Source organism: Ruegeria sp. CDSC054, from assembly GCF_059610645.1.
Genome location: NZ_JBXWOA010000003.1, coordinates 39,302 through 63,777 on the forward strand (window position 1 = coordinate 39,302; position 24,476 = coordinate 63,777).

The following is a 24,476-nucleotide window of genomic DNA, read 5'->3' on the forward strand; positions in this document are numbered from 1 at the left end:
GCTTGCCGGGTGCGGGTCGTTCACATCTTTCTTGTGATTAAATGCAGCAGGTTAGACGCCGTATCGCGCCATGAACATATCAACGGCCTGCGTCGCAATTGCATCCAACTCTGCTTTGGAAAAGCTCTTTTGAACACCGATGGCAGCGCGGGTCCAAATCCGAACCTTGCATAGTTCACTGAACTGTTCGGCTGCCAATTGCAGGTTGTCGATGGCGAGCTCACCCTTGTTGACTGCCTTTTCCAGATACTCGACCATCTGGCGCTGACCGTTCTGCGGCCCGGCCTCATAAAATGTTTGGCCCAGCTCGGGGAACCGGTCACGCTCGGCGATGCAGATGCGGAACATCTGTTGCGAGAAGTCCGAGACTAAAAAAGTCGTCAGTTCCGTCGCCGCGATAGTCAGAACTTCGCGCGCTGGCTTGCAGTCGTCGACCATCGCCACGACGTTTTCGGCCATTCGCCTGCACTCGACCTGCGCCACTTCCATGAACAGCAGGCGTTTGTCCGGGAAATAACTGTAGAGCGTCGCCTTCGACACCCCCGCAGCGCGCGCGATGTCGTCGACGCTTGCACCTTCGAAACCATCCGCCATGAAAACCTCTCGGGCTCCGCGCAGGACCTGATCAAATTTTCGGCCTGTTCGCAGAATGACGGCTGCTTCGGTCATGTACTCTCCTTCGGTCGATTGGGTGACAAATGTATAAACCGTTCAGTTCAGATACAACAAATCGCACAATTAGCAGGCATCTGGCAACACAGATGACGTTAGGTTTTCGATTGACCAGTTAAGTTATTTTACAACGCGCGTCCCCAAAACCCTATAACTGGCCCGTCACATCTTGCAGCCTGTGTGTTACGTGCTACCACGTTGCACATGGTCGATATCTTTCTGCGCACACTGCCCTTTTTTGCGATCATCGGCTTGGGGTACTGGGCCGGGCGCAGTCGATTTTTTTCTGAAGAAGCAACGGCGTACCTGACGAAATTCGTTTTCTATTTTGCGCTGTCGGCCATGCTGTTTCGCTTTGCCGCCACCCTGCCCTTTGCGGATATTTTCAATGCAAGGCTAGTCGTTGGATACCTGATCGGAACCGCCGCTGTGTACGTCTTGGCGACGGTTGTCGCATGGATACGTGGGCTTGATATCCCGACCGCCGCGGTCGAGGCTCAATGTGCCGCCATCGGCAATGTCGGTTTTCTGGGCCTGCCCATGCTGGCGCTGCTGTTTACCGAAGCCGCGATTGGCCCGGTTATGCTGGTTTTGACGGTAGATCTTGTGGTGTTTTCATCCCTGATCGTCATTCTGATAAATGGCGGGCGCGACGGGCGGTTGACGCCTGCAACCTTCCGACTGATCGGGATCGGTTTGATCAAGAATCCGATGATCGTTTCAATCTCGGCAGGAATGCTTTGGTCCGCCTTGCAGATCCCCGTTCCTGTCCCATTGAATGATTTCCTGACAATTCTGGGCGGGGCCGCGACGCCGGGTGCCCTGTTCGCGATCGGAGCTTCTCTGGCCAGCAAATCCGCGGAACGCGTTCACATTGCAGGCTGGCTGAGCTTTTGTAAATTGGTTGTCCACCCTGCTTGTGTCGCCGTTGTGTTGCTTTGGGTTTTGCCCGTGGCTGCGTTTCCTGCTTCCGTCGCCATCGCCGCCGCGGCACTGCCGGTGGCGGGTAACGTCTATATGCTGGCCGCCCATTACAGGGTGGCGCCGCACCGTGCATCTGCTGCGATACTTTTGTCCACAGCGGCCAGCATTCTGACGGTGCCATTGGTCATCGCCTGGGTTGGAACGCCCTGATCTAGGCCTTGTCAAAAATGGCACATCAAAGCCGCTCAGCCTTTACGTATCGAGCGTGGAAGGATAGCCATGTCGCAAACCCAACGTAAGGACAAAACCAAATGGAAACCCTTTCGGAAAATGCATGTTTCGGAGGCGTTCAGGGCGTCTACCGCCACGCCTCGACTGCCTGCCAATGCGACATGACCTTTGGCCTGTTCCTGCCAGCCGAGGCCAAGGACGGCCCGGTTCCGATTTTGTGGTATCTGTCAGGCCTGACCTGCACCCATGAAAACGCGATGACCAAAGCAGGTGCTCAGGCTTGGGCGGCCGAGCAAGGCATCGCGGTTGTCTTCCCGGACACCTCCCCGCGCGGTGAGGGTGTCGCGGATCACGAGGATTATGATCTGGGCCAGGGCGCCGGGTTCTATCTGAACGCCACGCAGCAACCTTGGGCGCCGCATTTCAACATGTGGGATTACGTGGCCGAAGAATTGCCTGCTTTGCTGATCGAAAACTTCGCGATCGATGCGGAGCGTCAGGCAATAACCGGACATTCGATGGGAGGTCACGGGGCGCTGACGCTCGCGATGAACCTGCCGGGTCGCTTCCGGTCTGTCTCCGCCTTCGCACCCATATCGAACCCGACGGGTGCGGATTGGGGTCGCAAGCAATTAAGCGCCTACCTTGGCGACGATGAGACGGCATGGGTCAAACACGATGCATCGGTCATGATGAAAGAAATCGGCTTTGATGGCCCTATCCTGATCGACACTGGTGCCAGTGACCAATTCATCGACTTGCTGCGCCCCGAAACTTTGGCGCAGGCGATTGCCGAACGTCGTCAGCAGGCAATCTTCCGCCTGCAACCGGGCTACGATCATTCGTACTTCTTCGTGTCGACCTTCATGGAAGACCACATCACCTTCCACGCCGAGGCACTGTACGGAGACTGAGGCATGAGCCAATACGACTATGACCTGATCATCATCGGGTCCGGCCCCTCGGGTCGTTCGGCCGCGATACAGGCGGGCAAACTGCAACGGCGTGTTCTGGTGATCGATCGCAAGGATCGGTTTGGTGGCGTGTCCGTCCACACCGGAACGATCCCGTCAAAGACCCTGCGTGAAACGGTACTGAACCTGTCCGGCTGGCGCGAGCGCAGCTTCTATGGCCGCTCGTACCGGGTCAAAGATCAGATCCGGGCCGAAGACCTGAAGGCACGTCTGCATATGACGCTGGATCATGAAGTTGATGTGCTGGAACACCAATTCAACCGCAACCATGTGGAGACCTTGAACGGATTGGCCAAATTCGTTGGGCCTCACGAGATTGAGGTTGCCACTGATGCCGGAGAGACAACGAGACTTACGGCGGCCAAGTTCCTGATGGCAACCGGAACAAAAACCTATCGCCCGGATTATGTGCCATTCAACGGCAAGACCGTGGTGGACGGTGACGACTTTCTTGAGATGGCAGAGATCCCGCGCTCGCTGGTGGTGATAGGCGCCGGAGTGATTGGTGTGGAATACGCCACCATGTTCTCGGCTTTGGATGTTCGGGTGACGTTGATCGAACCGCGCGAGACCTTCCTGGATTTCATCGACACCCGCTTAATCCATGATTTCACGCATCAGATCCGCGAAAACGGCGTGGACCTACGTCTGGGCTCAGCCGTTCAAAAGATAGAAGACGCTGGCGGCCATGTCGAAGTCACGCTCGAGAATGGCCGCCACGTGCGTGCTGAAATGTTGTTGTTCGCCGCCGGGCGCATGGGGGCGACATCGGCATTGAACCTGCAGGCCGTTGGCTTGGAAACCGATCATCGCAACCGGATCAACGTGGATCGCAAGACGTATCAAACTGCTGTGCCGCATATCTACGCGACTGGCGATGTGATTGGGCACCCATCATTGGCCTCAACCTCCCTGCAGCAGGGCCGCGTGGCAGCCTGTCACGCGCTGGAAACCCCTACCCTGCCGGAAAGTCCGTGGTATCCTTACGGCATTTATTCAGTCCCCGAGATTTCAACTTGCGGCATGTCCGAAGAGGAACTGCAGGAACGCGGCATCCCATACGAAGTCGGCGTGGCGCGGTTCCGGGAGACTTCGCGCGGGCATATCATGGGGTTGGAACATGGCATGCTGAAGATGCTGTTTTCACTGAAAACCCGCCGGGTGCTGGGGGTGCAGATCGTGGGTGAGGGCGCGACAGAGTTGATCCATATCGCGCAGGCAGTCCTAAATTTGAAGGGCACGGTGGATTATTTCGTGCAGAATACGTTCAACTATCCAACCCTGGCCGAGGCCTACAAGATCGCTGGGTTGGATGCATTCAACCGGATGCCAATCCCGGACGAGTTCAAGGTGCGCAAGAAACCCGCTGAAAAGGCCGAGAAGAAAGCCGGGAAAGCGTGACGACGCTCTATATCGATGGCGATGCCTGCCCCGTGAAAGCCGAGGCTGAACGGGTAGCAACCCGGCACGAAGTACCGATGGCACTGGTGTCAAACGGTGGTTTGCGGCCGTCTGCAAACCCATTGGTGCAGGTGGTCATCGTGTCCGAGGGCGCGGATGAGGCAGATAAATGGATTGCCGAACGATGCGGCGCAGGAGACGTTGTGGTGACATCCGATATCCCGCTGGCCGCAAAATGTGTCGAAGCCGGTGCCCGGGTTCTGCGACCTAACGGCGAAGCCTTTACCGCGGCCAATATCGGCCAGCAACTGGCCATGCGTGATTTGATGGCCGACTTGCGCGCATCCAATCCACTAGGCGCGGGTGGCGGCGGGAAGCCCTTTGGCAAAGCTGATCGATCCCGGTTTTTGGACGCCCTGGAACGGGAATTGAGGGCTGCGCAGCGGGGCTAATCCTCCCGCTTGCCAGCGACGCATCAAAGATGCGTCTTTGACAATTGGGCCGGGCAGCGCTGCGCGCTGCGGTTGTGCCTTGAACAATTCTGTCGCGCTTGGTTCAGTAGCACCAACGCGAGAACAAGAAGACAGGTACCAACATGTCGGTGAAAGCTGTTGTTTTTGACATCGGGAACGTTCTGATCGAATGGCAACCCGAACGCTATTACGACCGGGTCATCGGGGAAGAGCGCCGTCGCGCCATGTTCTCGGAAGTTGACCTGCACGGGATGAACGACCTGGTCGACCAGGGTCATCACTTCACGGACACGATATATGACTGGGCCGAGAAATACCCGGAATGGCGGGATGAAATCCGCATGTGGCACGACAAGTGGATCGAACTTGCCACACCCGAAATCCCCCATTCGGTCCGCCTGCAGCGGGCATTGCGCGCCAAAGGCGTGCCGGTTTACGCACTGACCAATTTCGGGGTGCAAAACTTCGACTATGCGACCACCGTCTACCCGTTCCTCAACGAATTCGACAAACAATACGTGTCGGGACGGATGCAGACCGTCAAACCGCATGTTCCGATCTATGAAATGGTCGAAGCCGATTGTGGACTACCGCCCGAGGCGCTTTTGTTCACCGACGACCGGATCGACAATATCGAAACGGCGCGGGCGCGTGGGTGGCAGACCCATCACTTCACTGGGCCACAAGGATGGGCGGACCGGCTGGTTCAAGAAGACCTGCTAACGGTCGACGAAGCACAATAGTTTAGGTGGCGACAAGTGATCGGTTTTCGCGAATAGGCAGATGGACAATGGCACTGAACGCCCCGATCGCGACGCCGATCCACCAAACCAGAGTGTAATCGCCGTACTGGTCATACATCCGCCCCCCCAACCAGACGCCAAGGAAACTGCCGACCTGGTGGCTGAAAAAGATGATCCCATACAGCGTTCCCATATAACGCAATCCGTAGAGATGCGCGACCAGCCCCGAGGTCAGCGGTACCGTGGCAAGCCACAGCGACCCCATGACCAGTGAAAACACGATGACCGACAGAGGCGTGATCGGGAACACGATGAAGGCCGCCGCGGCGAGTGTTCGCGCGGTATAGACTCCGGCCAGCAGGTATTTTTTGGGGAAACGGTTCCCTGCCCAACCGGCCAGCAGTGTGCCCGCAATATTTGCCAGGCCAATCAATGAAATTGACACGGCCCCCAGTGCTGATGTGGTTGTGATGCCAATAGAATGCAGAACGCCACCGGGTTGTATGGGTCCGCACATCTCGGTCACGAAAGCGGGGAAATGGGCAGTGATGAAGCCAAGCTGATAGCCACAGCTGAAAAAGCCCAGAAAGATCAGCGTATAGGACGGATCACGGAAAGCTTTGGTCAGGATCTGACTCATGCTTTCTTCGATTTCCACCTTGCTGGCGGCCTGCGGCGCGCGCATGAACGGCAGTGTCAGAACCAGTGCCAAGATCGCTATGGCAAATACGATGAACACCTGCTGCCAGGGCATAAAGCTTAGCATCCATTCGGCGGTAGGCGCCCCCAGAACCTGACCGAAACTGCCCGCAGCTGTGATAATCGCAAGCGACATGGAGCGGTTTTCGTCCGACGATGCCCGCGCCACCACGGCAAGGACCACGCCAAATCCTGTTCCCGCGATACCGAAGCCCACGAGCCATGCGTACATCTGGTGTTCGAACGGAGTGACGGACCAGGCCGACAGAACCATACCCGCCGCGTAGGTCAGAGCCCCCAGAGAAATCGCGCGCCTGTCGCCGACTTTTTCGGCGATGGCGCCGAATATTGGCTGCCCAATGCCCCAGGCCAAATTCTGAATTGCGATTGCCATCGAAAAGTCCGAGCGCAGCCAGCCGAATTCATCTGCGATGGGGATTTGAAACACGCCAAACGATGCGCGCACGGCAAAACTGACGGTGATGATGATACACCCGACGATCAGGATGGGGTTCAGCAAGCGCGTGTGTTGGGGCATTAGGTCCTCGGGCGTTCAAGGGACAGACGTTACCGTGTTTGGATCATGCGTCAATTCAGGAGTTTTGCGGTCACGGATAAGCAAAATTGATGCGTCCGAGAATTGGCTGCTTTTCAACGGGCAAACCGGGCGCTATGCCTCAAAACATGACGGGTTTGATATCGCTTTATGACACGCAGGTGGCCGACGGCACCCTGACCAGAGACGACGCTCAAGAGGCCGTTCTTCCTCATTTCGAACGTATCCGGGCGGCATTGGCCGAACCTGTGAAACGGGGGTTCTTTCGAAAAGTCCCGCCGCCGCCCAAAGGTTTATATCTGTGGGGCGGAGTCGGGCGCGGAAAATCCATGCTGATGGATATGTTCGTCGACTCTTTGGCAGACATCCCCGCCCGCCGAGTGCATTTTCACGCCTTTATGCAGGAAATCCACGCAGGCATGCACAAGGCCCGCAAGGATGGAGTTGAAGACGCGTTGGCTCCGGTGGCCGCCTCGGTGATCAAGTCCGCGCGCGTACTGGCATTTGACGAAATGCAAATTACCGATATCACGGACGCGATGATTGTTGGTCGTCTGTTCGATCTGCTGCATGAAGGTGGCACCGTGGTCGTGACGACATCGAACCGCCATCCGGATGACCTGTACAAGGACGGGCTAAACCGTCAGCTCTTTTTGCCCTTCATTGCACATATCAAAGAACAGCTTGAGGTGTGGGAGCTGATCTCACCGACGGATTACCGGCAAAACCGACTGGAAGGCGCGCCTGTTTATTTTACGCCCATAGGTCCCGAGGCGCGCGAGAGCATTCGCAGCGTCTGGAACGACCTGGCCGGAGGCGCGGCGGACCCGCTGATTCTGCAGGTCAACGGTCGTGCGGTAGAACTGCCCGCTTTTCGAAACGGCGTGGCGCGGGCCAGTTTTTATGACCTTTGTGGAAGGATGCTGGGCCCGGCAGACTATCTTGCCATCGCGGAAGCGGTCAAAGTTCTGGTGCTTGAGGACATCCCGCGCCTGTCGCGTAACAACTTCAACGAAGCCAAACGGTTCGTCACGCTGATCGACGCACTGTATGAGGGAAAAGTCCGCTTGATCTGTTCAGCTGCGGCAGAACCCGAGATGCTGTACGTCGAAGGTGAAGGCACATTTGAATTCGAGCGCACTGCGTCCCGCCTGCGTGAGATGCAGGATCAGGATTGGGGGCAATAGGGGCGCTGCCCCCGCCGCGCTTTGCGCGACTCCCCCGGGATATTTGGCCAGATGAAGCTGTGCGGATGCGCCTTTTTCAGCCGTTCTCGCGCAGAATATTACCGGCCAGGTATAGTGATCCACAGATCAGAACCCGCACCTGCGGGTCATTTTCAGTAATGTTTTTTAGGGCCTCGGCCACACTATTGGCAGTAGACGCTGCTAGCCCAACCCGAGCGGCGGCTTTAGCGGTGTCGTCAGCGCTCAGCGTATTTGCCTCGCCCGGGATAGAGACTGCCGTCAGGCTTTGCGCCTGCGCAGCAAGCGGAGCCAGATACCCGGTGACGTCCTTTGTGTTCAACATCCCACAGATCATATGGGTTGGACGTGCAGGCAGCTTCGCCAGTAGATCGGCCAATGCCAAACCTGCGGCGGCGTTGTGACCGCCATCCAACCACAGTTCGGCCTCGGGAGCCTGTTCGACCAGCGGGCCGGTTTTCAATCGCTGCATACGGGCTGGCCATTCAGCCTTGGTCACCGCAGCCTCATAGGCGTCTTCCCCAAGATCCAGATGACGCAAGACCGCTAGCGCGGCACCGGCATTTTGGTACTGATGTGCGCCCAACAGATTTGGCAACGGCAGATCGCGCAGGCCAGTTTCGTCCTGATAGACGAGCCGCCCGTTTTCTTCGGTGACGTGCCAGTGTTGGCCATGAACCAACAAAGGTGCACCCAGACGCGCGGCAGTGTATTCAATGACCTCCAACGCCTCGTCCTGTTGCGGGCCAACGATGCAGGGAACACCGGGCTTGATGATGCCGGCCTTTTCCGCTGCGATCTTGCCCAAGGTATCGCCCAGAAATTGCTCATGGTCGATTGAAACCGGCGTGATAACCGTTACCGCCGGGTCGTGAATGACATTGGTCGCATCCAACCGGCCACCCAACCCGACCTCAAGCAACGTGTAGTCCGCCTTGGACCGGGCAAAAGCCAGCAGGGCCGCGCAGGTCGTGATCTCAAAATACGTGATGTTCTCGCCACCATTGGCGGCATAACATTCGTCCAGAACCGCTGTCAGGTACGGCTCGGAAATCAGTTCACCCGCCAAACGGATACGTTCGTGAAACCGCGCCAGGTGGGGCGAGGTATAGGCATGGGCGGTCAGCCCTGCCCCTTCCAGACCTGCGCGGATCATGGCCTGGGTCGAGCCTTTGCCGTTGGTTCCCGCGATGTGGATCACCGGAGGCAGTTTGTTTTGCGGATTGTCCAGCGCGGCCAACAGACGCCAGACACGATCCAAGGTCAGGTCAATGATCTTGGGATGCAGCGCCATCATCCTCTCCAGAATGATGTCCGATGTCTGAGAGGTCATTTTTCTTCCGCGTCTTCAGCCGGGGCTTCTGCCACTGCATCTTCGGGTTCGGGCGCAGGCAGATCACCTTTGACCGCCGGAGGCTGGTTCATCAACATCCGCGTGATGGTGATCAACTCATCGCGCATTTCGGTCCGCTTGGTCACACGGTCCAACATGCCGTGATCCAACAGGTATTCCGCGCGTTGGAAGCCTTCGGGCAGCTTTTCCCGGATCGTCTGTTCGATCACGCGTGGACCGGCAAAACAAATCAGCGCATTGGGCTCTGAGATATGGACATCACCCAGCATCGCGTATGAAGCCGTCACACCACCTGTCGTTGGGTGAGTCAGCACTACGATGTAGGGCAGATTTGCCTCTTTCAGCATTTCTACTGCCACGGTTGTGCGGGGCATCTGCATCAGACTCAGGATACCTTCCTGCATCCGCGCGCCGCCAGCGGCCGAAAACAGGATCAGCGGGCGCTTTAGCTTCACCGCCTCTTGCGCGGCTGCGATGATCGCGTTGCCGACATACATGCCCATGGATCCGCCCATGAACGAAAAGTCCTGCGCAGCTGCCACAATCGGGGTTCGGCCAATTTCACCAAGGGCGACCAACATCGCCTCTTTCTCGCCCGTTTTCTTTTGGGCGGCTTTCATCCGGTCGGGGTACTTTTTCTGATCGCGGAACTGCAGCGGATCGTCTTTGGGCGCGGGAACCTCGACCTCGGTAAAGATCCCACCATCGAACAGATGATCGAACCGCTCGCGCGGAGTGATCGCCATGTGATGATCGCACTGGGTGCAGACATTCTGGTTTTCTGCCAACTCGCGGTGAAACAGCATGGTTCCGCATTCATCGCATTTGTGCCAAAGATTCTCCGGCACTTCTCGGCGCGAGAAGATCGAGTTGATCCGTGGGCGGACGTAGTTTGTAATCCAGTTCATATCGGAACCTTGGCTTGTGCTGCTTTGACGTCAAATAAGACGCTACGGAAAGAAATGCAATCAACGCCTGAGCGCAACCCGCGCTGTTAGCCAACTGACGATCATCACAGCAAAATCCACATACAGCCATTGCCGCAGCGCCCCGGTATCCGACATGTCGTAAGGAAGCAGATACAATGCCAGACCACTTAAGCCATCGGGTAAGGAAACAAACAGCAGAGCGACCATATTATTGAACAGGTGCAATGCGATAGCAGGCCCCAACGTCCCTGACCGTGCCGTCAGATCCGCCGCCATCAGGCCGAACATACCGGACCACACGGCAACCAATAGCGCGTTGTCTCCGGCCGCGCCGGGGGCAAAGTGACCTGCCGCGAACAAAATCGACGGTACGCCCAACCAAATAACCGGCGATCGGAATCGCGCTGCCAGACTTTGCTGGATGTAACCCCGAAAAAGCACCTCTTCAGCGCTTGTCTGAATCAGCACTGCAAAAAGCGAGAAAGGCAGAAACAACAGCCAGGTCGACAGTGCCAAATTCTGCGTCAGCGTTGCGCCCATGCCATATGGCGGCAAGATGGCCACGACGATCCCAACGATCAGCAATGCCTTAAAAACATTCCAAAATTGCCCAATGCCCTCGCGCCATGGACCACAGATTGAGCTCAGAGTTCGATGTTGTAGGCGTTTTGCAGCGATGGACACGCCCAATGTGATGAAGCCAAAGCTTGCCAGTAGCACCAAAAGTGCAACCGGGGATGCGCCGGTCAGCAAACCTTGGGCCCATTCGACGGATCCAAGACCCGCAACCAATCCAAAAAGTAGAAAGTTCAGAAGGATGCCAACCACGCCAACAATGGTCAGCCCGACCAGCAGGCGCCAAAGCTCTGGCCGTGCGCGCGAAGGTGCAACAAGTCGTTCATGCGCTATGTATCTGCCGGGGTGGGCGTCAGGCATTGTCGGCCACATCCCGGTTCGGCGCGTCATCGTCGAAGATCAATGAAGTTGCATTGGCGGCGTTCAGCCTTTGGGAAATCGTAGTCAGATAGCCGGCAACCGTCTGCAGCAGCTGCATCGCAACACCTGCGTCACTTTCAATAACCGCGCGCAATTCCTCGGCCCCAATGCGCAGGAACGAACAATTCTTGACCGCGACCAAATCAAATTGCCGAATTTCACCCGTGATGATCGACAAGTCTCCGATCAGACGCCCGGGCTCGATGACCGAGATCGTACGCGCGGTTCCGTTCCCTTCATTCCAGATCAGGTCGGCTTCGCCCGAAATACACAGATAAGCGGCATCTGGCGTTTGCCCTTCGGAAAAGATGATCTGCCCGGCTGCGGCATCGTACCATTGCGCCGAAAACGCCAGAAGGCGCTGGTTGCGACCGTCAATGCCGGAAAACAGCTCGGTCGACGAGATAATCTTGAGCTTGCGGCTCAGGTCATCTGTTGAGCTGGCCTCTTCTTCTGGACGGGTTCGCGAGACGCCGTCAATTCGACCATCTTTGATCTCGACGAACAGATCATAGGCTTCGGGATGGGCAAAGTAATCCTCCATGAAGATCATGATGGAATCCGGCAACAATTCCCGCAGTTTCAGCCGGGTTCTCAGCCTGCTCTCGGAATCATGGCTGGCCAGAGCTTTGTCCAGGATCAACACATCAGGACGCTTGATTCCAGCGCGCGAGAATGCGGCGCGTTCCTGAAATACCGTCGGCAGATTATTCCCACCCAGACCCGAGGGCAGGTCATAGATAATGGCCGCCGCCCGGCGGCGCAGACCAGCTTCGTTCATGGCTTCGGCGACGACATCTTCGATTTCATCCGTGTGCGCCCCGGCCATCAAAGAAACCCGCCCGAACAGGGCATTTTCCATGACAGTCATGCGTTCAATATATGCATCTGGCGTGACCGGAACGAACATCCCATCCATCGAGGCACGCAGCTGTTCCGCTTGCCCCCTTCGGATGGCCAAGATCTTATCTTTGTACTCGTCCGGAAAATCAGGCCCGATCTGTTCCGCGGTCAGCAGGAACGGAACGGTCAGCAACAAGGCACGCTCGCCCTCGCTGATTGCTTCATCCCCTTTGGCTTTGCGCCGGTCCTCTATATCAAGCAGGCGGTGGAACATATCCTTGGCCATACCCAGACGAAGGAACAGCGGGTGATCTGCCCCGTCCCGTCCAAATGTCTGGTGCAGTGTTTCCAGCACCGCGCTTGCAATGCTCATTGCGTCATCATCCAGATCGTGATGGCGCAGCATCCACATGAACCGATCATCGCCCGCCAGAATATCCGGTGAGATATCGCGAGACGGAGCGGCAAACAGCAAGTTGCCCCCCAGTGGAACAGCCGGGTTAAAGCGGTCCGGCTCGAACCGATAGACATACCGCGCCAGGTCTTTTTCTTCCAACCTTTGCGCGACCGTATCGCGCAGATTTACAATATCCCGCGCCAGCGCAGAATGCTGTTCTGGATCGAACTGGGTACGTAATGTCCGGCGGAACATGAACTCATCAATGCCCATCGCCTCGACCAGCTGGAACCACCAGTTGCGGATATCCTCGATGTCTTCCAACCCTGCCAGGCCGGGATCGATCCACTCATCCGACAGGGAATCCGGAGGGTTCCCGGCCCGCACCGCTTCGATTTGCCACCGGCTTGGGGCCTTCTTCGCGTCGGTTAAGTGTTGTGGATGGGTTCGCAACGGCATCAAGAGGTTGTCACCCAAAGTCCCGTCAAACAGATAGGGCCGCGAATAGGCATAGCCGATCCGCGCCGCAATTACCGTCTGATGGAGTTTTAGCAGATCGTGACCCGCAATTGTGACGCTGCCTTGTATCGGCAAAAGCTCTCGTGTCAGCAGTTGTGCCAAAGCGCCGCGTTCGGCGGCGCTTGACGACTGAATAGCAACGCGGGCACCCTTGGGGATGGTCAGGTCGATATCTTCAAGGATGGTTTTCCCGTCATCATCGCGCACTGTTACATTGCGCAGTTCGATATCGCCGCTGAGATGCGGAATAGACTCTGGCTCACCCACAAACAGCTCTTCAGGGATCATGTTGTCCGGGGCAAAGCGTTCAATGACGATTTCCCAGCGCAAGGACATATCCTGAACCTGGTTGTAATAGGTCAGCAAGTCTTTCCATGGGCCACTAAGGTCCTTGTATGCCCCAAGCGCCGCGACAAGCGCGCCAACCGTCACCTCACCGGTGATCGCCAAATAGCCGCCGACCGAATAGAACAGGAACGGCGTCATCTGCGTGATCAGATTGTTGAGGAACTTCATAAAGAACTTCTTGTTGTAGATCTTGAACCGGATCTCAAACAAGGTCCCTAACCGGTGACTGAACTGCGCCAAACGATAACGCCAGCCACCATTGGTGCGCAGGTCGCTGATGCCCGCAGCGCTTTCGCCAATTTCCGAGCTGAGGTGGCGGACCTGCTGAATTCGTTCCTTGTTCAGCAGGTTGATCTGGCGCTGCAGTTTTGGGATCAGCCATGCCTGCAACGGAATCAACGCGATGCTGGCCAGACCGAACCAAACGCTTTGCATGAACAGAAAGGTGACAATGGTCATCATCTGACCAAACTGAAACACCGGCTGGGCAATCGCATCACCCATCAGGCCGCCCATCGGTTCGGCCTCGGAGGTGATCATTGAAACAAGTTCACCCTGGCTGGTGGTGGCAAAATACGATTTCGGGAATCGCATGGCGCGGTGAATCAGCGTGAACCGCAGGCGGCGCAGCATACGTTCGGCCAATATGCCCTTCATCGTGTTGATGCGCATCTTCATCAAGCCGCTGGCGATTACAGTGGCCAAAAATGCAAAACAGAGGATCAGCAGATATTGGACCTGCGTGAAGGTGATCCCCAGAAGCACAACACTATCGCTAGGCGCACCAATTGCGTCGTTGATGATCTGCTTTGGCAACTCGAGCGAAGCGTAGAGAAACGGAAATGACAATACCGTCAAAAACAACAGCACAAGCTGCTGCTTTTTCGAGTGTTTCCAGATGAACGAAAATAGTGTGGGTTCCATGCCCCGGCCTTGCCTCAAAGAATTTAGTAGCGGTTTTTCGGATAATCCACAGCAATCAGGTGCCGGACGGTACGCACAGTCCCAGATGATTGCAAGAACGGCGATGGGGGCCTTAGCAGACACAACCAAAACCGCCCAGTCACAACCACGTTAGTGTCGGATAGTTTTATGCGGATTTCACCAATTCGGCCTTATCCTCGCCGTTGTCTTTGACTAAAGAAGGTCAAGTTCAGACGATGGGATCATGGGCAAACTTCTGGAGCGATATCTACACCGCAAAACTATTGCGCGCTGGCAACGGGCCGTCCAAGACGCGGCCGGGGCTACGAACCCCCAATTGCGTCAACAGCGGGATGAGGCGCGCAAACTGCGTGCGCAATTGGACCGTTTGCTTCGGGAAGCAAATGAAAGACTGACGCTGCCCCTGATTGGATCAAAACAATTCCCCAAACCGCTGGGTACTGACTGGTGCTGGCGACCTGATTTGTGGCGGGGCCCCTTGCCTCGGCCCGGCCTCGCCTCAATCCCGCGTAAGGTCGAGTTGGATCAACAGGTAAAGATATTCCATGACTGCGCTCTCTCCGAGATCAGCGTGCGCCAAGCACGAAACATGGACGAAAAGGATCTGGCCGCGTTTGGACTTGGCGTCGAAGTGTTCGGTTTTGCAGGGTCATTCCTTTCCGTGTCGCTGGATTTGCCAGCTGAGGCAGTGCGTGGTCTGACGCGGCAGCACCTGATGCGGGTCGATGCCCAGATTGAAACAGAACGTCCGCTGGACGTGACCGCACGACTGAATATTCAGCACGGCCCAAACACCGATTCCGTTCCACGGTCTCTGGATTTGTCGACAAGCTCGAATGTTCTAGATTTCGATCTTGCCAATTTGCCGCTGAACGAACGGCGCATAGACAAGATTTGGCTGGACTTGGTTCTGACCAATCCGGCGATGAACCGCATAGTTCTGCGGGACCTGACCCTTTGCCGCCACCACCGCGCCGACATGTGAGAGCATTGGCCATGACACAACCAACCTTGACCCCAACCCTGTTCGAAAACGGCATCTGGCGCGGGTACCTGCAGGCCGACACTGAACCGCATGTCGAAGTCCGTTACATGGGCCAGGCGCTGGAGGGTGTGCTCATGACCGCCACCGATGGTGGTTGGGAACTGAGTGTGCCGGTGCCATCAACCGCTATCGCCGACGGGGTTCATTGCTTTGTAATAGCCGATGCAAACACAACACAGAAGATCGGTGAATTCACAATCATTGCGGGGGCATCAGCCGCAGATGATTTGCGAACCGAAATCGCTTTGTTGCGGGCGGAGCTCGACTTGTTGAAACGGGCATTTAGACGGTCTCAGGCACCTTCGGACTGATCCGGGTTTTCTTCGTTTCCAAGGCTTTGTCTATCTTTCAGGCGGAATCCGTGCATCATAAAAGTCATCCGAAGCAACCCGGGTGCGAAAATGGACCGCAGCAGTATCGTCAAGGTCATCGCTCTGATGGTGACAGGGTTCGGGATCGGTATCGACTTTACCGGCGCTCTTATTCTTGTCCCGGCCATCGAAAACAGTTTTGACGCTGATATTACCAGCACCCAATGGGTTCTGAACATCTACGCCCTGTTTTTTGCCATGACCATGGTTGCCGGGGGGCGCATGGGGGACATGTTCGGGCATCGCAAGATGATGATCATCGGGCTGGCAATCTTTCTATTTGCGTCCGTCATGTGCTTTGTCTCTCCCAGTCTCGACTTCCTGATCGCCGCGCGTGCTTTGCAAGGGATTGGTTCGGGTTGCGTCTGGCCTTGCACGCTTGCTTTTGGCGCCACCAAAGTCTCGCGCCCCGAACACCGCGCCATGATCATGGGTATGATCCTCGCCGGTGTGACCAGCGGCAATGTCTTTGGTCCGCTCATCAGCGGCGCCGCAGTCAGCTTTGGCGACTGGCGCTTGTTCTTTCTTGCAAACGTGTTGTTTTCGTCCATTTCGATGGTTACGGCCCTGATCCTTATGGAGCGTGAAACTCAACACAAACAGGGCGAACATATCGATTTCGCCGGTATAGGTATTCTTTCGTTTGCTGTTCTTTTGCTTCTTTACGGGCTGGACGTCGGTGCGGACTGGGGCTGGACGTCTGTCCCTCTGTTGATGTTGTTTTTCGTCAGCGCCGCGCTGTTCTTCTTTTTCCCGCAAGTCGAAAAGCGCGTGAAAGAGCCTCTCTTGCTGCCACAAATGATGCAGAACCGCGAGTTTCGGATCACGCTGGGACTGAACATGTTCAACGTGTCGGCGGCCTTTGTCGGGCTGCTATACTTCCCTCAATACATGCAAAAGGTCCTTGGTTGGTCGGTGTTTGAGTCGGCGATTGGTCTTGCCCCGCTGACACTCCTGCTGGCCGTCGGTTCGATTGTTTCGGGCACTCTTTATAATGATTTCGGGCCAAAGCGCCTGCTGTTCTGGGGATATTTGATCGCAACGACTGGCGCTCTCAGCATTATCATCTTACCGGCGGGGTTGGGCTATTTTCAGATTTTGCCCGGCATGGCAATGATCGGGCTGGGCGCAACACTGACGGTTGGGCCGTCAGGCACTGCAGCCGTGTGCGCCGTCAAACCTGAACGCGCTGGCCTTGTGGGCGGCCTGAGCTTTATGACCCATCTGGTATATGGCGCCATTTCCGTCGCCTTCGCGACCGCAATTATGTATGTCATCAGCCTGTCCAGCCTCAGCAAACAGCTGGTTGCGGATGGGATCAACATGTCCGTAACCGATCAAAAGGCGATCAACGGTGGAACGCTTACGACCGGTACAGCCCGCGCTGTTATGGAAAAGCTAAGCTCGGAAGAGGCTGAAAAGGTCAAATCTGCCATCGCTGCCGCATTTGATGCAGGCATGAACATGGCCTTTGTTTTTGCGGCCATCTCGGTCTCGATAGGCATTGTTCTGGCGATGATGCTTGACGAAGAAAAGCTGCACAAGGTTGAGGGTTGATCCCGGCCTTTGCAGAAAGGGCCGCCAGTATCGGCGGCCCTGTTTGTCTTACTGAGACGGTCCGTTGGGATTGAACGCCGACAAACCTTTGAGGATGTCGATGGCGTAGGCCAGCTGATAATCCTCTTCCCGCAATTCAGCCGTGGCTTCGGCTTTGGCGCGATCTTCTTCGATTTGACGGATTTCATCTTCGCTCAGGCTGTCATTGTTCAGGCTGCCGCGCAGATCAGCTTCGGACCGCGTGCGGGCGTTGGCTTCCTCTTCCTCTTCCTCGGCATCCGGCGCCGGGCGCGGCTGTTCAACGATGATGTCTGGGCTGACGCCAAGTGCCTGAATTGACCGGCCCGAGGGCGTGTAGTAGCGCGAGGTCGTCAGACGCATTGCACCATCGCCACGCAGCGGCATGACCGTTTGCACCGATCCTTTGCCAAAACTCTTGGTGCCGACAACGATCGCACGACGGTGATCTTGCAACGCGCCAGCTACGATTTCCGAAGCTGATGCCGAACCGCCATTGATCAGAACAACGATCGGCTTGCCTTCGGCCAAATCACCCAGCGTGGCATTGAATCGCTCGCCATCGCTTGGGTCGCGACCACGCGTGGACACGATCTCGCCTTCGTTCAGGAATGCGTCCGAAACTTTGATCGCCTGGGTCAGCAACCCGCCGGGATTGTTCCGCAGATCAAGGACAACACCATTGACCTTGTCCAGACCACCGGCTTCCTCAATCTGCTCATTTAGGCCTTCTTGCAGGTTCGGGAATGTCTGATCGTTGAAGGTGGTGACGCGTAGGACTACGCTGGTGCCTTCGGTCCGGGCACGCACGGCTGTCAGTTTGATAGTGTCGCGAATGATGGTGATATCAAACGGCTCTTGCTCGCCCTCACGGACGACCGTGATCACGATTTCCGACCCAACCGGGCCACGCATCAGATCCACGGCCTTGTCCAATGTCAGGCCAAGGATGCTTTCCCCATCGACATGAGTGATGAAATCACCCGCTTCGATCCCCGCCTCATCTGCCGGGGTATCGTCGATCGGCGAGACAACTTTGACATAGCCTTCTTCCTGCGTGACCTCGATGCCTAATCCTCCGAATTCGCCACGTGTCTGCACACGCATCTGCTCAGCATCATCTGGCGAAAGGTAGCTGGAATGCGGATCAAGCGACGTGAGCATACCGTCGATGGCCGCTTCGATCAGCTCTTCCGGCTCCACGTCTTCGACATACTGGGCGCGGATACGTTCAAAAATATCCCCGAACAGATCCAGTTGCTCGTACACGCTGGCCTTCCGGTCAGCCTCTTGCGCCAGCAAAGGACCAGCAATTTGTGTAGTTGCGATTACACCTGCCACGGTTCCGGCCAGACCGGCCATCAGAAATTTCTTCATACTCGTTTATCCATCCTTGTCGGTCCGAAACCATGATTCCGGGTCCACGGGGCTATTATTCTGTCTTACCTCTATATAGAGCGTTTCTGACCGGCCAGTTCCAGTGCCATCACTGCTTGTTGACAAAATTGCGCCGATTTCGGGCGATTCACCCGGCATTAAACCCACCGGAGTGCCTTCGGGGATCACCTCGCCCATGTCTCCGTAAACGTCTTGCAACCCGGCGAACACGAACAACAAGCCCGGTTGCGGCTCGAGGATCATGACGTTCCCGAGCTCCAGCAATGGTCCACGATACCGGATCGTTGCCGCAGTCGGCGCTGTAACAATTGCCCGAGGACGGGTGGCCAGAACCACACCGGGGCGCGTCACACCAGCCGCGTCAGTCTCATCCGCGCGGTGCAAAACTACGCCTTGGGTCGGCAATTCAATCCGCCCCTTGCGGTCAGAGACATCCGCATCTGTTTCGGCAATTTCGCCTTCCGAGATTTCGGACAATCCACTGGCAAAGCCGTCCAACGTCTCGGTTGATGAAATCAGGATGGCCGTGCGAACCGGATCTTCGACAAAGCGACGGGGCAAATCCGTGCGGTCAGCGATGGCTTCACTGAGGCTGGTGCGCGCGTTTTGCACACCGGTTAACCCTTCGACCAGAGTGTCTGCAGCACTTTGCTGAAGCTTCCGAAGGGTCTGGACCTCTTGCAGATCATGGGCCAGTGCCTGCGCGCGCGCGTTCAGTCCGGGAGTAACTTCGGACAGCATCATGCCTGCCCGTGCGGAACCTAGGGGCCCGGACGGGTGCAGCATCAGAACGGGTGGTGCCGTGGTCTCAATGGTCTGCAATACACCCAGAAGCTGCGCGACCTCCTGTTCCCGCGACCGCAATTCTGCTGCCAGCTGTGCCTCGCGGGTCGCTGCCATGCGCAACCCGTCCCGCATCGCTGAAAGCCCGGCCTCATAAGCCTGGATAGTTTCGGTCAGGGCACGCACGCGGTTGCGGGCACCGTCGGCTTCGGTCAAGTTGATCGAGGCCTGTTCTAGCATGCGCGCCGCATTCAAGGCCGCCGTGGACGGATCATTCTGCGCGCTGGCAGGCGACGCGAAACACATCGCAAAGATAAGCGCGCGCATCCTCATGACAGCAGGCTCTTCCCCGTCATCTCGGGCGGTTGCTCAAGACCCATCAGTTCTAGCAGCGTCGGGGCCAGATCGGAAAGGCGGCCGCTTCGCAGCGAGACACCTTTTGGCCCACCGACCAGCGCCACGGGAACCGGGTTCAGAGTATGCGCGGTGTGCGGCCCGCCGGTTTCGGGGTCAACCATGACCTCGCAATTGCCGTGATCCGCAGTGACGATCATCGCGCCACCGACCTTGTTCAGCGCCGCGACAACCTGCGACAAGCCTTGATCGACGGCCTCACATGCCTTGATTGCGGCTTGCAGATCGCCGGTGTGACCAACCATGTCCGGGTTGGCATAATTCGTGACGATCAGGTCATAGTCCGCCTCGATCGCCTCGACAAATTTCGCCGTCACTTCGGCCGAAGACATCTCGGGCTGCAGGTCATAGGTGGCCACTTTGGGCGATTTTGGCATATACCGGTCTTCGCCTTCCTCGGGCGTTTCCTTGCCACCATTGAGGAAGAACGTGACATGAGGGTATTTTTCGGTCTCGGCCAGACGGAACTGGCGCAACCCCTTCTTGGCAACCCACTCACCCAAAGTGTTCACTATTTTCCGCTTGGGGAACACGGTTGTCAAATAGGCATTGTGACCGTCGGAATACTCGACCATTCCCAACAGGGCGGAAAGCTGCGGGCGCGGGCCCGTATCGAAGTCCGAAAAGCCCGGTTCGCCAATCGCGCGCAAGATTTCACGGGCGCGGTCCGCTCGGAAATTCAAACAGAAAACCCCGTCACCATCCTGAATGCCGTCGTAACCTTCCAGAACAGTGGGAGCGATGAACTCATCGGTTTCAGACTGGTTATATGCGTGATCCACAGCGCCATGCGCGGTTGTGGCAGCCCGACCCTGGCCTTTGACCATCGCATCATAAGCCTCGCTGACGCGTTCCCAGCGATTGTCCCGATCCATTGCAAAATACCGACCACAGACCGTGACGATGCGCGCCCTATCGGGCAAACGATCTTCAAGTTCCGACAGGTAGGTAAATGCCGATTTCGGAGCGACGTCGCGCCCGTCCGTCATGGCGTGCAACGCCACCGGAACGCCCGCATCGGTGATCGCCTTGGCGGCCGCGACGATGTGGTTCAAATGGCCATGGACGCCACCGTCCGAGACCAAACCCATCAGATGCGCCGTTCCATCCGCTGCCTTCACCTTTGCGATGAAGGTCTGCAATGCGGCATTGTCGAAAAAGCTGCCGTCTTCAATTGCCAGGTCGATCTGCCCCAGATCCATCGCAACAACACGGCCCGCCCCGATATTTGTGTGACCTACCTCGGAATTGCCCATCTGGCCGCTGGGCAAGCCAGCATCCGGGCCATGTGTAATAATGGTCGCGTGCGGCCCATTGGTCATGATCGCATCAAAGGTCGGCGTGTTTGCAAGATACGGCGCGTTAGACCGTGTGTCTTCGGACAAGCCCCAACCATCAAGAATGCACAGGACGACAGGTTTGGGGGCGGTCATTGCGGCTCTCCGGATTTCTGCTCTGGTCGGTCTTGTATCGCCTGCCCTCGGGCAATTGAACCTTATTTTGTGCGCGGTTGTGCAGATTTAATATTTAGGCCGCTCAACCCTTGTTTATCAATTCCGTATACGGACGCGCCTTGCGATCGCGATACTTGACGGTCAGATCCAGCGGCGCATCGTTTTCGTCATAGACCCCGACCACGATCCCCCTGCCCCGGCTTTTGCTCCGCATCTCAATCAACTGCTGTTTCGACCGCGTGGTGCGTTGCGATTGGCGACGTGTCCAAGCGAATAGGTGGTTGTACATTTTGGCAATTGTATCGGCGTGATCGGCACTGTCCCCCAAATCGACAAGCTCGTTAGGGTCATTTTCCAGATCGAACAGAATAGGCCGATGGCCGCCTTCGCTGTGGATCAGCTTCCATTTTTTGTTAGCTGCCATGAACATTACTGCGTCCCGGACAGAGGCATTCAGCATGTCTGCAATTGGTGATGCAGAGTAATCGTACTCACAAATCACCACGTCGCGGGGTGTTTCGTTCTGCTGCCCATGCAGGATCGGAAGCAAGGAGTGCCCCTCAAGGATATGCCCTGCGATCTCACCGCCCGCCACATCCACAAATGTCGGAGCAAGGTCGATGGATTCAACCAGCGCATCGCTGACGGTGCCACGCGTTCCGTCTGCTTCGGGTGACGGGTCATAGATGATCAGTGGCACCTTGGTTAATACGTCCTGAAAGAACGTTTTCTCGCCCATCCAGTGATCGCCCAGAAAATCGCCGTGATCGGATGTCAGCACGATCATCGTGTCCTCCATCCGGCCAGTTTTCTCCATCCAGTCAAACAGTCGCCCCATCTGGTCATCGGCCTGTTTGATCAGCCCCATATAGGCCGGGATCACCGCATCACGTACATCCTGCCGCGAGAATGTCTGCCCGACTTTAGTATCCATGAATGCCTTGAGCACCGGATGCGCATTCTGACGTTCCGTGTCGGAGCGCACGACCGGCAGAACATGTTCCGGCCCGTACATCGAGGCATAAGGTTCCGGCACGATGTATGGCCAATGCGGCTTGATAAAGCTCAGGTGACAGCACCACGGGCCATCATGGGTATCCATGAAATCGATGCCTCGTCCGGTCAGATAAGGGGTTTCGCTGTCCTCTTACGCTATGTTGGCCGCCTCGGTTGAGTTCTTCAAAAACCAGCCGGACAGGACATTGCCGTCCTCATCCAGCCCCGAATTAGCAAAGTCGTGCCAAGGGTTGTCACTCTCATACCCTTTTGCAGCCAGATGCTTATTGAATTCCTTTGCGCCATCCGGATCATAAAACCCGTCAGGTCCTTCGGGCAGCATACCGTCATCGCGTTCATGCACGTCAAACCCGCATTCCGCGACGCGCGCGCCGATCAGACTGTCAGGCGCTAATCCCAGCCGCTCCATGCCTTCCGCATCTGCGCGCATATGGGTCTTGCCAACCAACCAGCAGTCCATGCCTGCCTTGCGCAGGTGATCCCCCATCGTGATTTCACCAACTTTCAGTGGAATGCCATTCCATGAGGCGCCGTGTGAATGCACGTAGCGGCCGGTATATGTCGACATGCGCGAGCTACCGCAAATCGGAGACTGGATATAGGCCCTATCAAAGCGGACTCCGTTAGCAGCCAGCCAGTCAATGTTGGGGGTGTGCAAACACGGATGCCCGTAACAGCTGAGGTAATCCCGGCGCAGCTGATCGAACATGATAAACAGGATGTTTTTTGGCTTTGGCCAAACGCGCGCCCTCCCCCAAGTTACCTCAGGGGTCTATTTAGCCATTACCTTCACTATAGCGACGCGCAATCTGCGTTTAAGCCTGACGCTCCATCTGCTCAAGCATCTTTTTGGCACGTTTACACTGCAATTGATCGCGCAGAGGCGAGTCCGGGTCGACATCCTTTTGGCAGACCACGCACTTGTCCGCGCCCGAGATTGCGTTCAGACCACCACAGCTGCCTTTGATCGTCTTGCCCATCAGCATGACACCCAGCGACATGCCAACCACGATGATCAAAAGCAGAAAAAAGGCTATGATAAAGGTGCTCATCCCGGTTCTTACCTGTCAGTTGGTGCCCAGTGCGTCTTTGAACGCAGTGCTGTGAACCGTAATATAGGCATCGTCGCCGCCTGTCACATCCCGCGAAATGAAATACACGGCAAGTTTATGTTCTTCGGCCAGTTCCAGGCCCTTATCCTGACCCAGCGCCAGCATTGCCGTCGCCCAGGCATCCGCCATCATCGCATTTTCGGCCAGAACCGTGACCGAGGTCGTGCGATGCGTGATCGGACGACCTGTTGTTGGGTCGATGATATGCGAATACCGCACTCCGTCCTGTTCAAAGAAATTCTTGTAGTCGCCAGAGGTCGCCATACCGAGGTTGTCCAGCTCAACTACCAACTGCAGGTTTTGGGCCCCCGCTTCGGGCTTTTCGATCCCGATCCGCCAAGCCTCACCCTTGTCGTTCTGGCCCATGGTGACCAGATCGCCGCCGATCTCGACCATATAGTTTTCGATCCCAGCGTCGCGTAGCGTCGCAGCCACGGCGTCAATGCCGTATCCTTTTGCGATTGCAGACAGGTTGATGCCCACGCCAGCATCTGATTTGGCCAGTGTTCCGCTTTCGCTGTCCAACATCAGCAAGCGTTCCTGACCAACGCTTTCCAACGCCGTCTGTATCTCGGCATCTGATGGCACCGGATCTTCTGGCTTGCGCGGACCAAAGCCCCACAGTTCGATCAGCGGGCCAAGCGTTACGTCGAACGTGCCGCCCGATTTTTCGTGCACGTCATTTGCTGCACCTAAAACCAGCGCAAATTCTTCGGAAACCTCAGTGGGTTCAGTGCTGGGCGACGCCGAAAATGTCGAAACCTCTGAGTTGGGATCCCAGTTGGACATCTTGGTGTTCACGTCTGCCAATGTCTCTTCCACGGCAGAGCCCAATGCAGTCTCATCCACATCCGTGCCGATAGCGGTGATGTTGAATGTGGTACCCATGGTCTCACCGGACAGGCGCACAACCTCGGGTTCTTTGTCAAAGAGACATCCGGAAACAAGTGTTGCAACAGCCAGAACAGGCAAAAGGCGCATCGAGAGACCTCCAGAGGAAAACCGTGCCCGGCATATGCCAGCGGCCCTATGCAGAGTCAAACCGACTTCACAGCTTTAGCGGCAGGAAGCCCAACATAAGTAGCCCAATGCCGGCCG

General features: G+C 56.6%; 20 protein-coding genes and 1 pseudogene. 9 read left to right on the forward strand and 12 right to left on the reverse strand.

Features of this window, described 5'->3' with window-relative positions:
* Positions 1-51: 51 nt before the first annotated feature.
* Complete coding sequence (locus AC2FGC_RS07975; protein WP_496697795.1) at positions 52-669, reverse strand: TetR/AcrR family transcriptional regulator; 618 nt, start codon at positions 667-669, stop codon at positions 52-54.
* Between the two features lie 207 nt (positions 670-876).
* Here AC2FGC_RS07975 and AC2FGC_RS07980 point away from each other — a divergent pair, with 207 nt between their 5' ends.
* The 5 genes from AC2FGC_RS07980 (at position 877) to AC2FGC_RS08000 (ending at position 5,418) form a co-directional block, all read left to right on the forward strand.
* Positions 877-1,806, forward strand: coding sequence for an AEC family transporter (locus tag AC2FGC_RS07980; protein ID WP_496726934.1), 930 nt, complete (start codon positions 877-879; stop codon positions 1,804-1,806).
* Positions 1,807-1,907: 101 nt separating this feature from the next.
* A complete protein-coding gene (fghA, locus tag AC2FGC_RS07985) occupies positions 1,908-2,741 on the forward strand; it encodes an S-formylglutathione hydrolase (RefSeq protein WP_496726933.1) in 834 nt (277 codons plus the stop codon).
* Positions 2,742-2,744: 3 nt separating this feature from the next.
* A complete protein-coding gene (sthA, locus tag AC2FGC_RS07990) occupies positions 2,745-4,202 on the forward strand; it encodes a Si-specific NAD(P)(+) transhydrogenase (RefSeq protein ID WP_496726932.1) in 1,458 nt (485 codons plus the stop codon).
* Positions 4,199-4,654: a YaiI/YqxD family protein gene (locus AC2FGC_RS07995; RefSeq protein WP_496726931.1), complete on the forward strand. Its 456-nt coding sequence runs from the start codon at positions 4,199-4,201 to the stop codon at positions 4,652-4,654. The genes sthA and AC2FGC_RS07995 overlap by 4 nt, the downstream gene beginning before the upstream one ends.
* A 143-nt stretch (positions 4,655-4,797) precedes the next feature.
* Positions 4,798-5,418 carry an HAD family hydrolase gene (locus AC2FGC_RS08000; RefSeq protein ID WP_496726930.1) on the forward strand — a complete coding sequence of 207 codons (621 nt, stop codon included), beginning with the start codon at positions 4,798-4,800 and terminating at the stop codon, positions 5,416-5,418.
* A gap of 1 nt (position 5,419) precedes the next feature.
* Here the strand turns inward: AC2FGC_RS08000 and AC2FGC_RS08005 are convergent, their stop codons facing one another.
* Positions 5,420-6,655 carry an MFS transporter gene (locus AC2FGC_RS08005; RefSeq protein ID WP_496726929.1) on the reverse strand — a complete coding sequence of 412 codons (1,236 nt, stop codon included), beginning with the start codon at positions 6,653-6,655 and terminating at the stop codon, positions 5,420-5,422.
* Positions 6,656-6,801: 146 nt separating this feature from the next.
* Here AC2FGC_RS08005 and zapE point away from each other — a divergent pair, with 146 nt between their 5' ends.
* Positions 6,802-7,860 carry a cell division protein ZapE gene (zapE, locus tag AC2FGC_RS08010; RefSeq protein ID WP_496726928.1) on the forward strand — a complete coding sequence of 353 codons (1,059 nt, stop codon included), beginning with the start codon at positions 6,802-6,804 and terminating at the stop codon, positions 7,858-7,860.
* Between the two features lie 76 nt (positions 7,861-7,936).
* Here the strand turns inward: zapE and AC2FGC_RS08015 are convergent, their stop codons facing one another.
* From AC2FGC_RS08015 to AC2FGC_RS08030, 4 genes are read right to left on the reverse strand one after another with little or no spacing between them, the layout of a single operon-like run.
* Entirely contained in the window at positions 7,937-9,211 is a 1,275-nt protein-coding gene (locus AC2FGC_RS08015; RefSeq protein WP_496726927.1) for a bifunctional folylpolyglutamate synthase/dihydrofolate synthase, read from the reverse strand.
* A complete protein-coding gene (gene accD, locus AC2FGC_RS08020) occupies positions 9,208-10,140 on the reverse strand; it encodes an acetyl-CoA carboxylase, carboxyltransferase subunit beta (protein ID WP_113788373.1) in 933 nt (310 codons plus the stop codon). The genes AC2FGC_RS08015 and accD overlap by 4 nt, the downstream gene beginning before the upstream one ends.
* Before the next feature lie 60 nt (positions 10,141-10,200).
* On the reverse strand, positions 10,201-11,097 hold the full coding sequence (locus AC2FGC_RS08025; protein ID WP_496726926.1) for a CPBP family intramembrane glutamic endopeptidase: 897 nt from the start codon (positions 11,095-11,097) through the stop codon (positions 10,201-10,203).
* Positions 11,090-14,188, reverse strand: coding sequence for an ABC transporter transmembrane domain-containing protein (locus tag AC2FGC_RS08030; protein WP_496726925.1), 3,099 nt, complete (start codon positions 14,186-14,188; stop codon positions 11,090-11,092). Before AC2FGC_RS08030 ends, AC2FGC_RS08025 begins: the two co-directional genes overlap by 8 nt.
* Positions 14,189-14,432: 244 nt before the next feature.
* Here AC2FGC_RS08030 and AC2FGC_RS08035 point away from each other — a divergent pair, with 244 nt between their 5' ends.
* From AC2FGC_RS08035 to AC2FGC_RS08045, 3 genes are all read left to right on the forward strand, one after another.
* Complete coding sequence (locus AC2FGC_RS08035) at positions 14,433-15,194, forward strand: DUF6478 family protein (RefSeq protein ID WP_496726924.1); 762 nt, start codon at positions 14,433-14,435, stop codon at positions 15,192-15,194.
* An 11-nt stretch (positions 15,195-15,205) separates the two neighbouring features.
* On the forward strand, positions 15,206-15,565 hold the full coding sequence (locus AC2FGC_RS08040) for a hypothetical protein (protein ID WP_496726923.1): 360 nt from the start codon (positions 15,206-15,208) through the stop codon (positions 15,563-15,565).
* A 90-nt stretch (positions 15,566-15,655) separates the two neighbouring features.
* Positions 15,656-17,182 (forward strand): MFS transporter, encoded by a 1,527-nt coding sequence (locus AC2FGC_RS08045; RefSeq protein ID WP_496726922.1) that lies wholly within the window; start codon positions 15,656-15,658, stop codon positions 17,180-17,182.
* Positions 17,183-17,230: 48 nt separating this feature from the next.
* On the opposite strand, the gene AC2FGC_RS08050 is transcribed toward AC2FGC_RS08045, so the two are convergent.
* From AC2FGC_RS08050 to AC2FGC_RS08075, 6 genes and pseudogenes are all read right to left on the reverse strand, one after another.
* Positions 17,231-18,577: a S41 family peptidase gene (locus AC2FGC_RS08050; RefSeq protein WP_496726921.1), complete on the reverse strand. Its 1,347-nt coding sequence runs from the start codon at positions 18,575-18,577 to the stop codon at positions 17,231-17,233.
* Positions 18,578-18,583: 6 nt separating this feature from the next.
* Entirely contained in the window at positions 18,584-19,714 is a 1,131-nt protein-coding gene (locus tag AC2FGC_RS08055; protein WP_496781921.1) for a murein hydrolase activator EnvC family protein, read from the reverse strand.
* Positions 19,711-21,228, reverse strand: a complete 1,518-nt coding sequence (gene gpmI / locus AC2FGC_RS08060; RefSeq protein ID WP_496781924.1) for a 2,3-bisphosphoglycerate-independent phosphoglycerate mutase — start codon at positions 21,226-21,228, stop codon at positions 19,711-19,713. The genes AC2FGC_RS08055 and gpmI overlap by 4 nt, the downstream gene beginning before the upstream one ends.
* Before the next feature lie 103 nt (positions 21,229-21,331).
* A pseudogene (locus AC2FGC_RS08065) lies at positions 21,332-22,987 on the reverse strand (sulfatase-like hydrolase/transferase).
* Between the two features lie 94 nt (positions 22,988-23,081).
* Positions 23,082-23,318: a (Na+)-NQR maturation NqrM gene (nqrM, locus tag AC2FGC_RS08070; protein WP_058277146.1), complete on the reverse strand. Its 237-nt coding sequence runs from the start codon at positions 23,316-23,318 to the stop codon at positions 23,082-23,084.
* Between the two features lie 15 nt (positions 23,319-23,333).
* Entirely contained in the window at positions 23,334-24,359 is a 1,026-nt protein-coding gene (locus tag AC2FGC_RS08075) for an FAD:protein FMN transferase (protein WP_496726917.1), read from the reverse strand.
* Positions 24,360-24,476: the final 117 nt, after the last annotated feature.

What these genes read in the sequence shown, in the direction of transcription:
- AC2FGC_RS07975 (WP_496697795.1), bottom strand. Translation starts at nt 669, where the DNA reads ATGACCGAAGCAGCCGTCATTCTGCGAACAGGCCGAAAATTTGATCAG.
- AC2FGC_RS07980 (WP_496726934.1), top strand. Translation starts at nt 877, where the DNA reads ATGGTCGATATCTTTCTGCGCACACTGCCCTTTTTTGCGATCATCGGC.
- fghA (WP_496726933.1), top strand. Translation starts at nt 1,908, where the DNA reads ATGGAAACCCTTTCGGAAAATGCATGTTTCGGAGGCGTTCAGGGCGTC.
- sthA (WP_496726932.1), top strand. Translation starts at nt 2,745, where the DNA reads ATGAGCCAATACGACTATGACCTGATCATCATCGGGTCCGGCCCCTCG.
- AC2FGC_RS08000 (WP_496726930.1), top strand. Translation starts at nt 4,798, where the DNA reads ATGTCGGTGAAAGCTGTTGTTTTTGACATCGGGAACGTTCTGATCGAA.
- AC2FGC_RS08005 (WP_496726929.1), bottom strand. Translation starts at nt 6,655, where the DNA reads ATGCCCCAACACACGCGCTTGCTGAACCCCATCCTGATCGTCGGGTGT.
- zapE (WP_496726928.1), top strand. Translation starts at nt 6,802, where the DNA reads ATGACGGGTTTGATATCGCTTTATGACACGCAGGTGGCCGACGGCACC.
- AC2FGC_RS08015 (WP_496726927.1), bottom strand. Translation starts at nt 9,211, where the DNA reads ATGACCTCTCAGACATCGGACATCATTCTGGAGAGGATGATGGCGCTG.
- accD (WP_113788373.1), bottom strand. Translation starts at nt 10,140, where the DNA reads ATGAACTGGATTACAAACTACGTCCGCCCACGGATCAACTCGATCTTC.
- AC2FGC_RS08025 (WP_496726926.1), bottom strand. Translation starts at nt 11,097, where the DNA reads ATGCCTGACGCCCACCCCGGCAGATACATAGCGCATGAACGACTTGTT.
- AC2FGC_RS08030 (WP_496726925.1), bottom strand. Translation starts at nt 14,188, where the DNA reads ATGGAACCCACACTATTTTCGTTCATCTGGAAACACTCGAAAAAGCAG.
- AC2FGC_RS08035 (WP_496726924.1), top strand. Translation starts at nt 14,433, where the DNA reads ATGGGCAAACTTCTGGAGCGATATCTACACCGCAAAACTATTGCGCGC.
- AC2FGC_RS08040 (WP_496726923.1), top strand. Translation starts at nt 15,206, where the DNA reads ATGACACAACCAACCTTGACCCCAACCCTGTTCGAAAACGGCATCTGG.
- AC2FGC_RS08045 (WP_496726922.1), top strand. Translation starts at nt 15,656, where the DNA reads ATGGACCGCAGCAGTATCGTCAAGGTCATCGCTCTGATGGTGACAGGG.
- AC2FGC_RS08050 (WP_496726921.1), bottom strand. Translation starts at nt 18,577, where the DNA reads ATGAAGAAATTTCTGATGGCCGGTCTGGCCGGAACCGTGGCAGGTGTA.
- AC2FGC_RS08055 (WP_496781921.1), bottom strand. Translation starts at nt 19,714, where the DNA reads ATGAGGATGCGCGCGCTTATCTTTGCGATGTGTTTCGCGTCGCCTGCC.
- gpmI (WP_496781924.1), bottom strand. Translation starts at nt 21,228, where the DNA reads ATGACCGCCCCCAAACCTGTCGTCCTGTGCATTCTTGATGGTTGGGGC.
- nqrM (WP_058277146.1), bottom strand. Translation starts at nt 23,318, where the DNA reads ATGAGCACCTTTATCATAGCCTTTTTTCTGCTTTTGATCATCGTGGTT.
- AC2FGC_RS08075 (WP_496726917.1), bottom strand. Translation starts at nt 24,359, where the DNA reads ATGCGCCTTTTGCCTGTTCTGGCTGTTGCAACACTTGTTTCCGGATGT.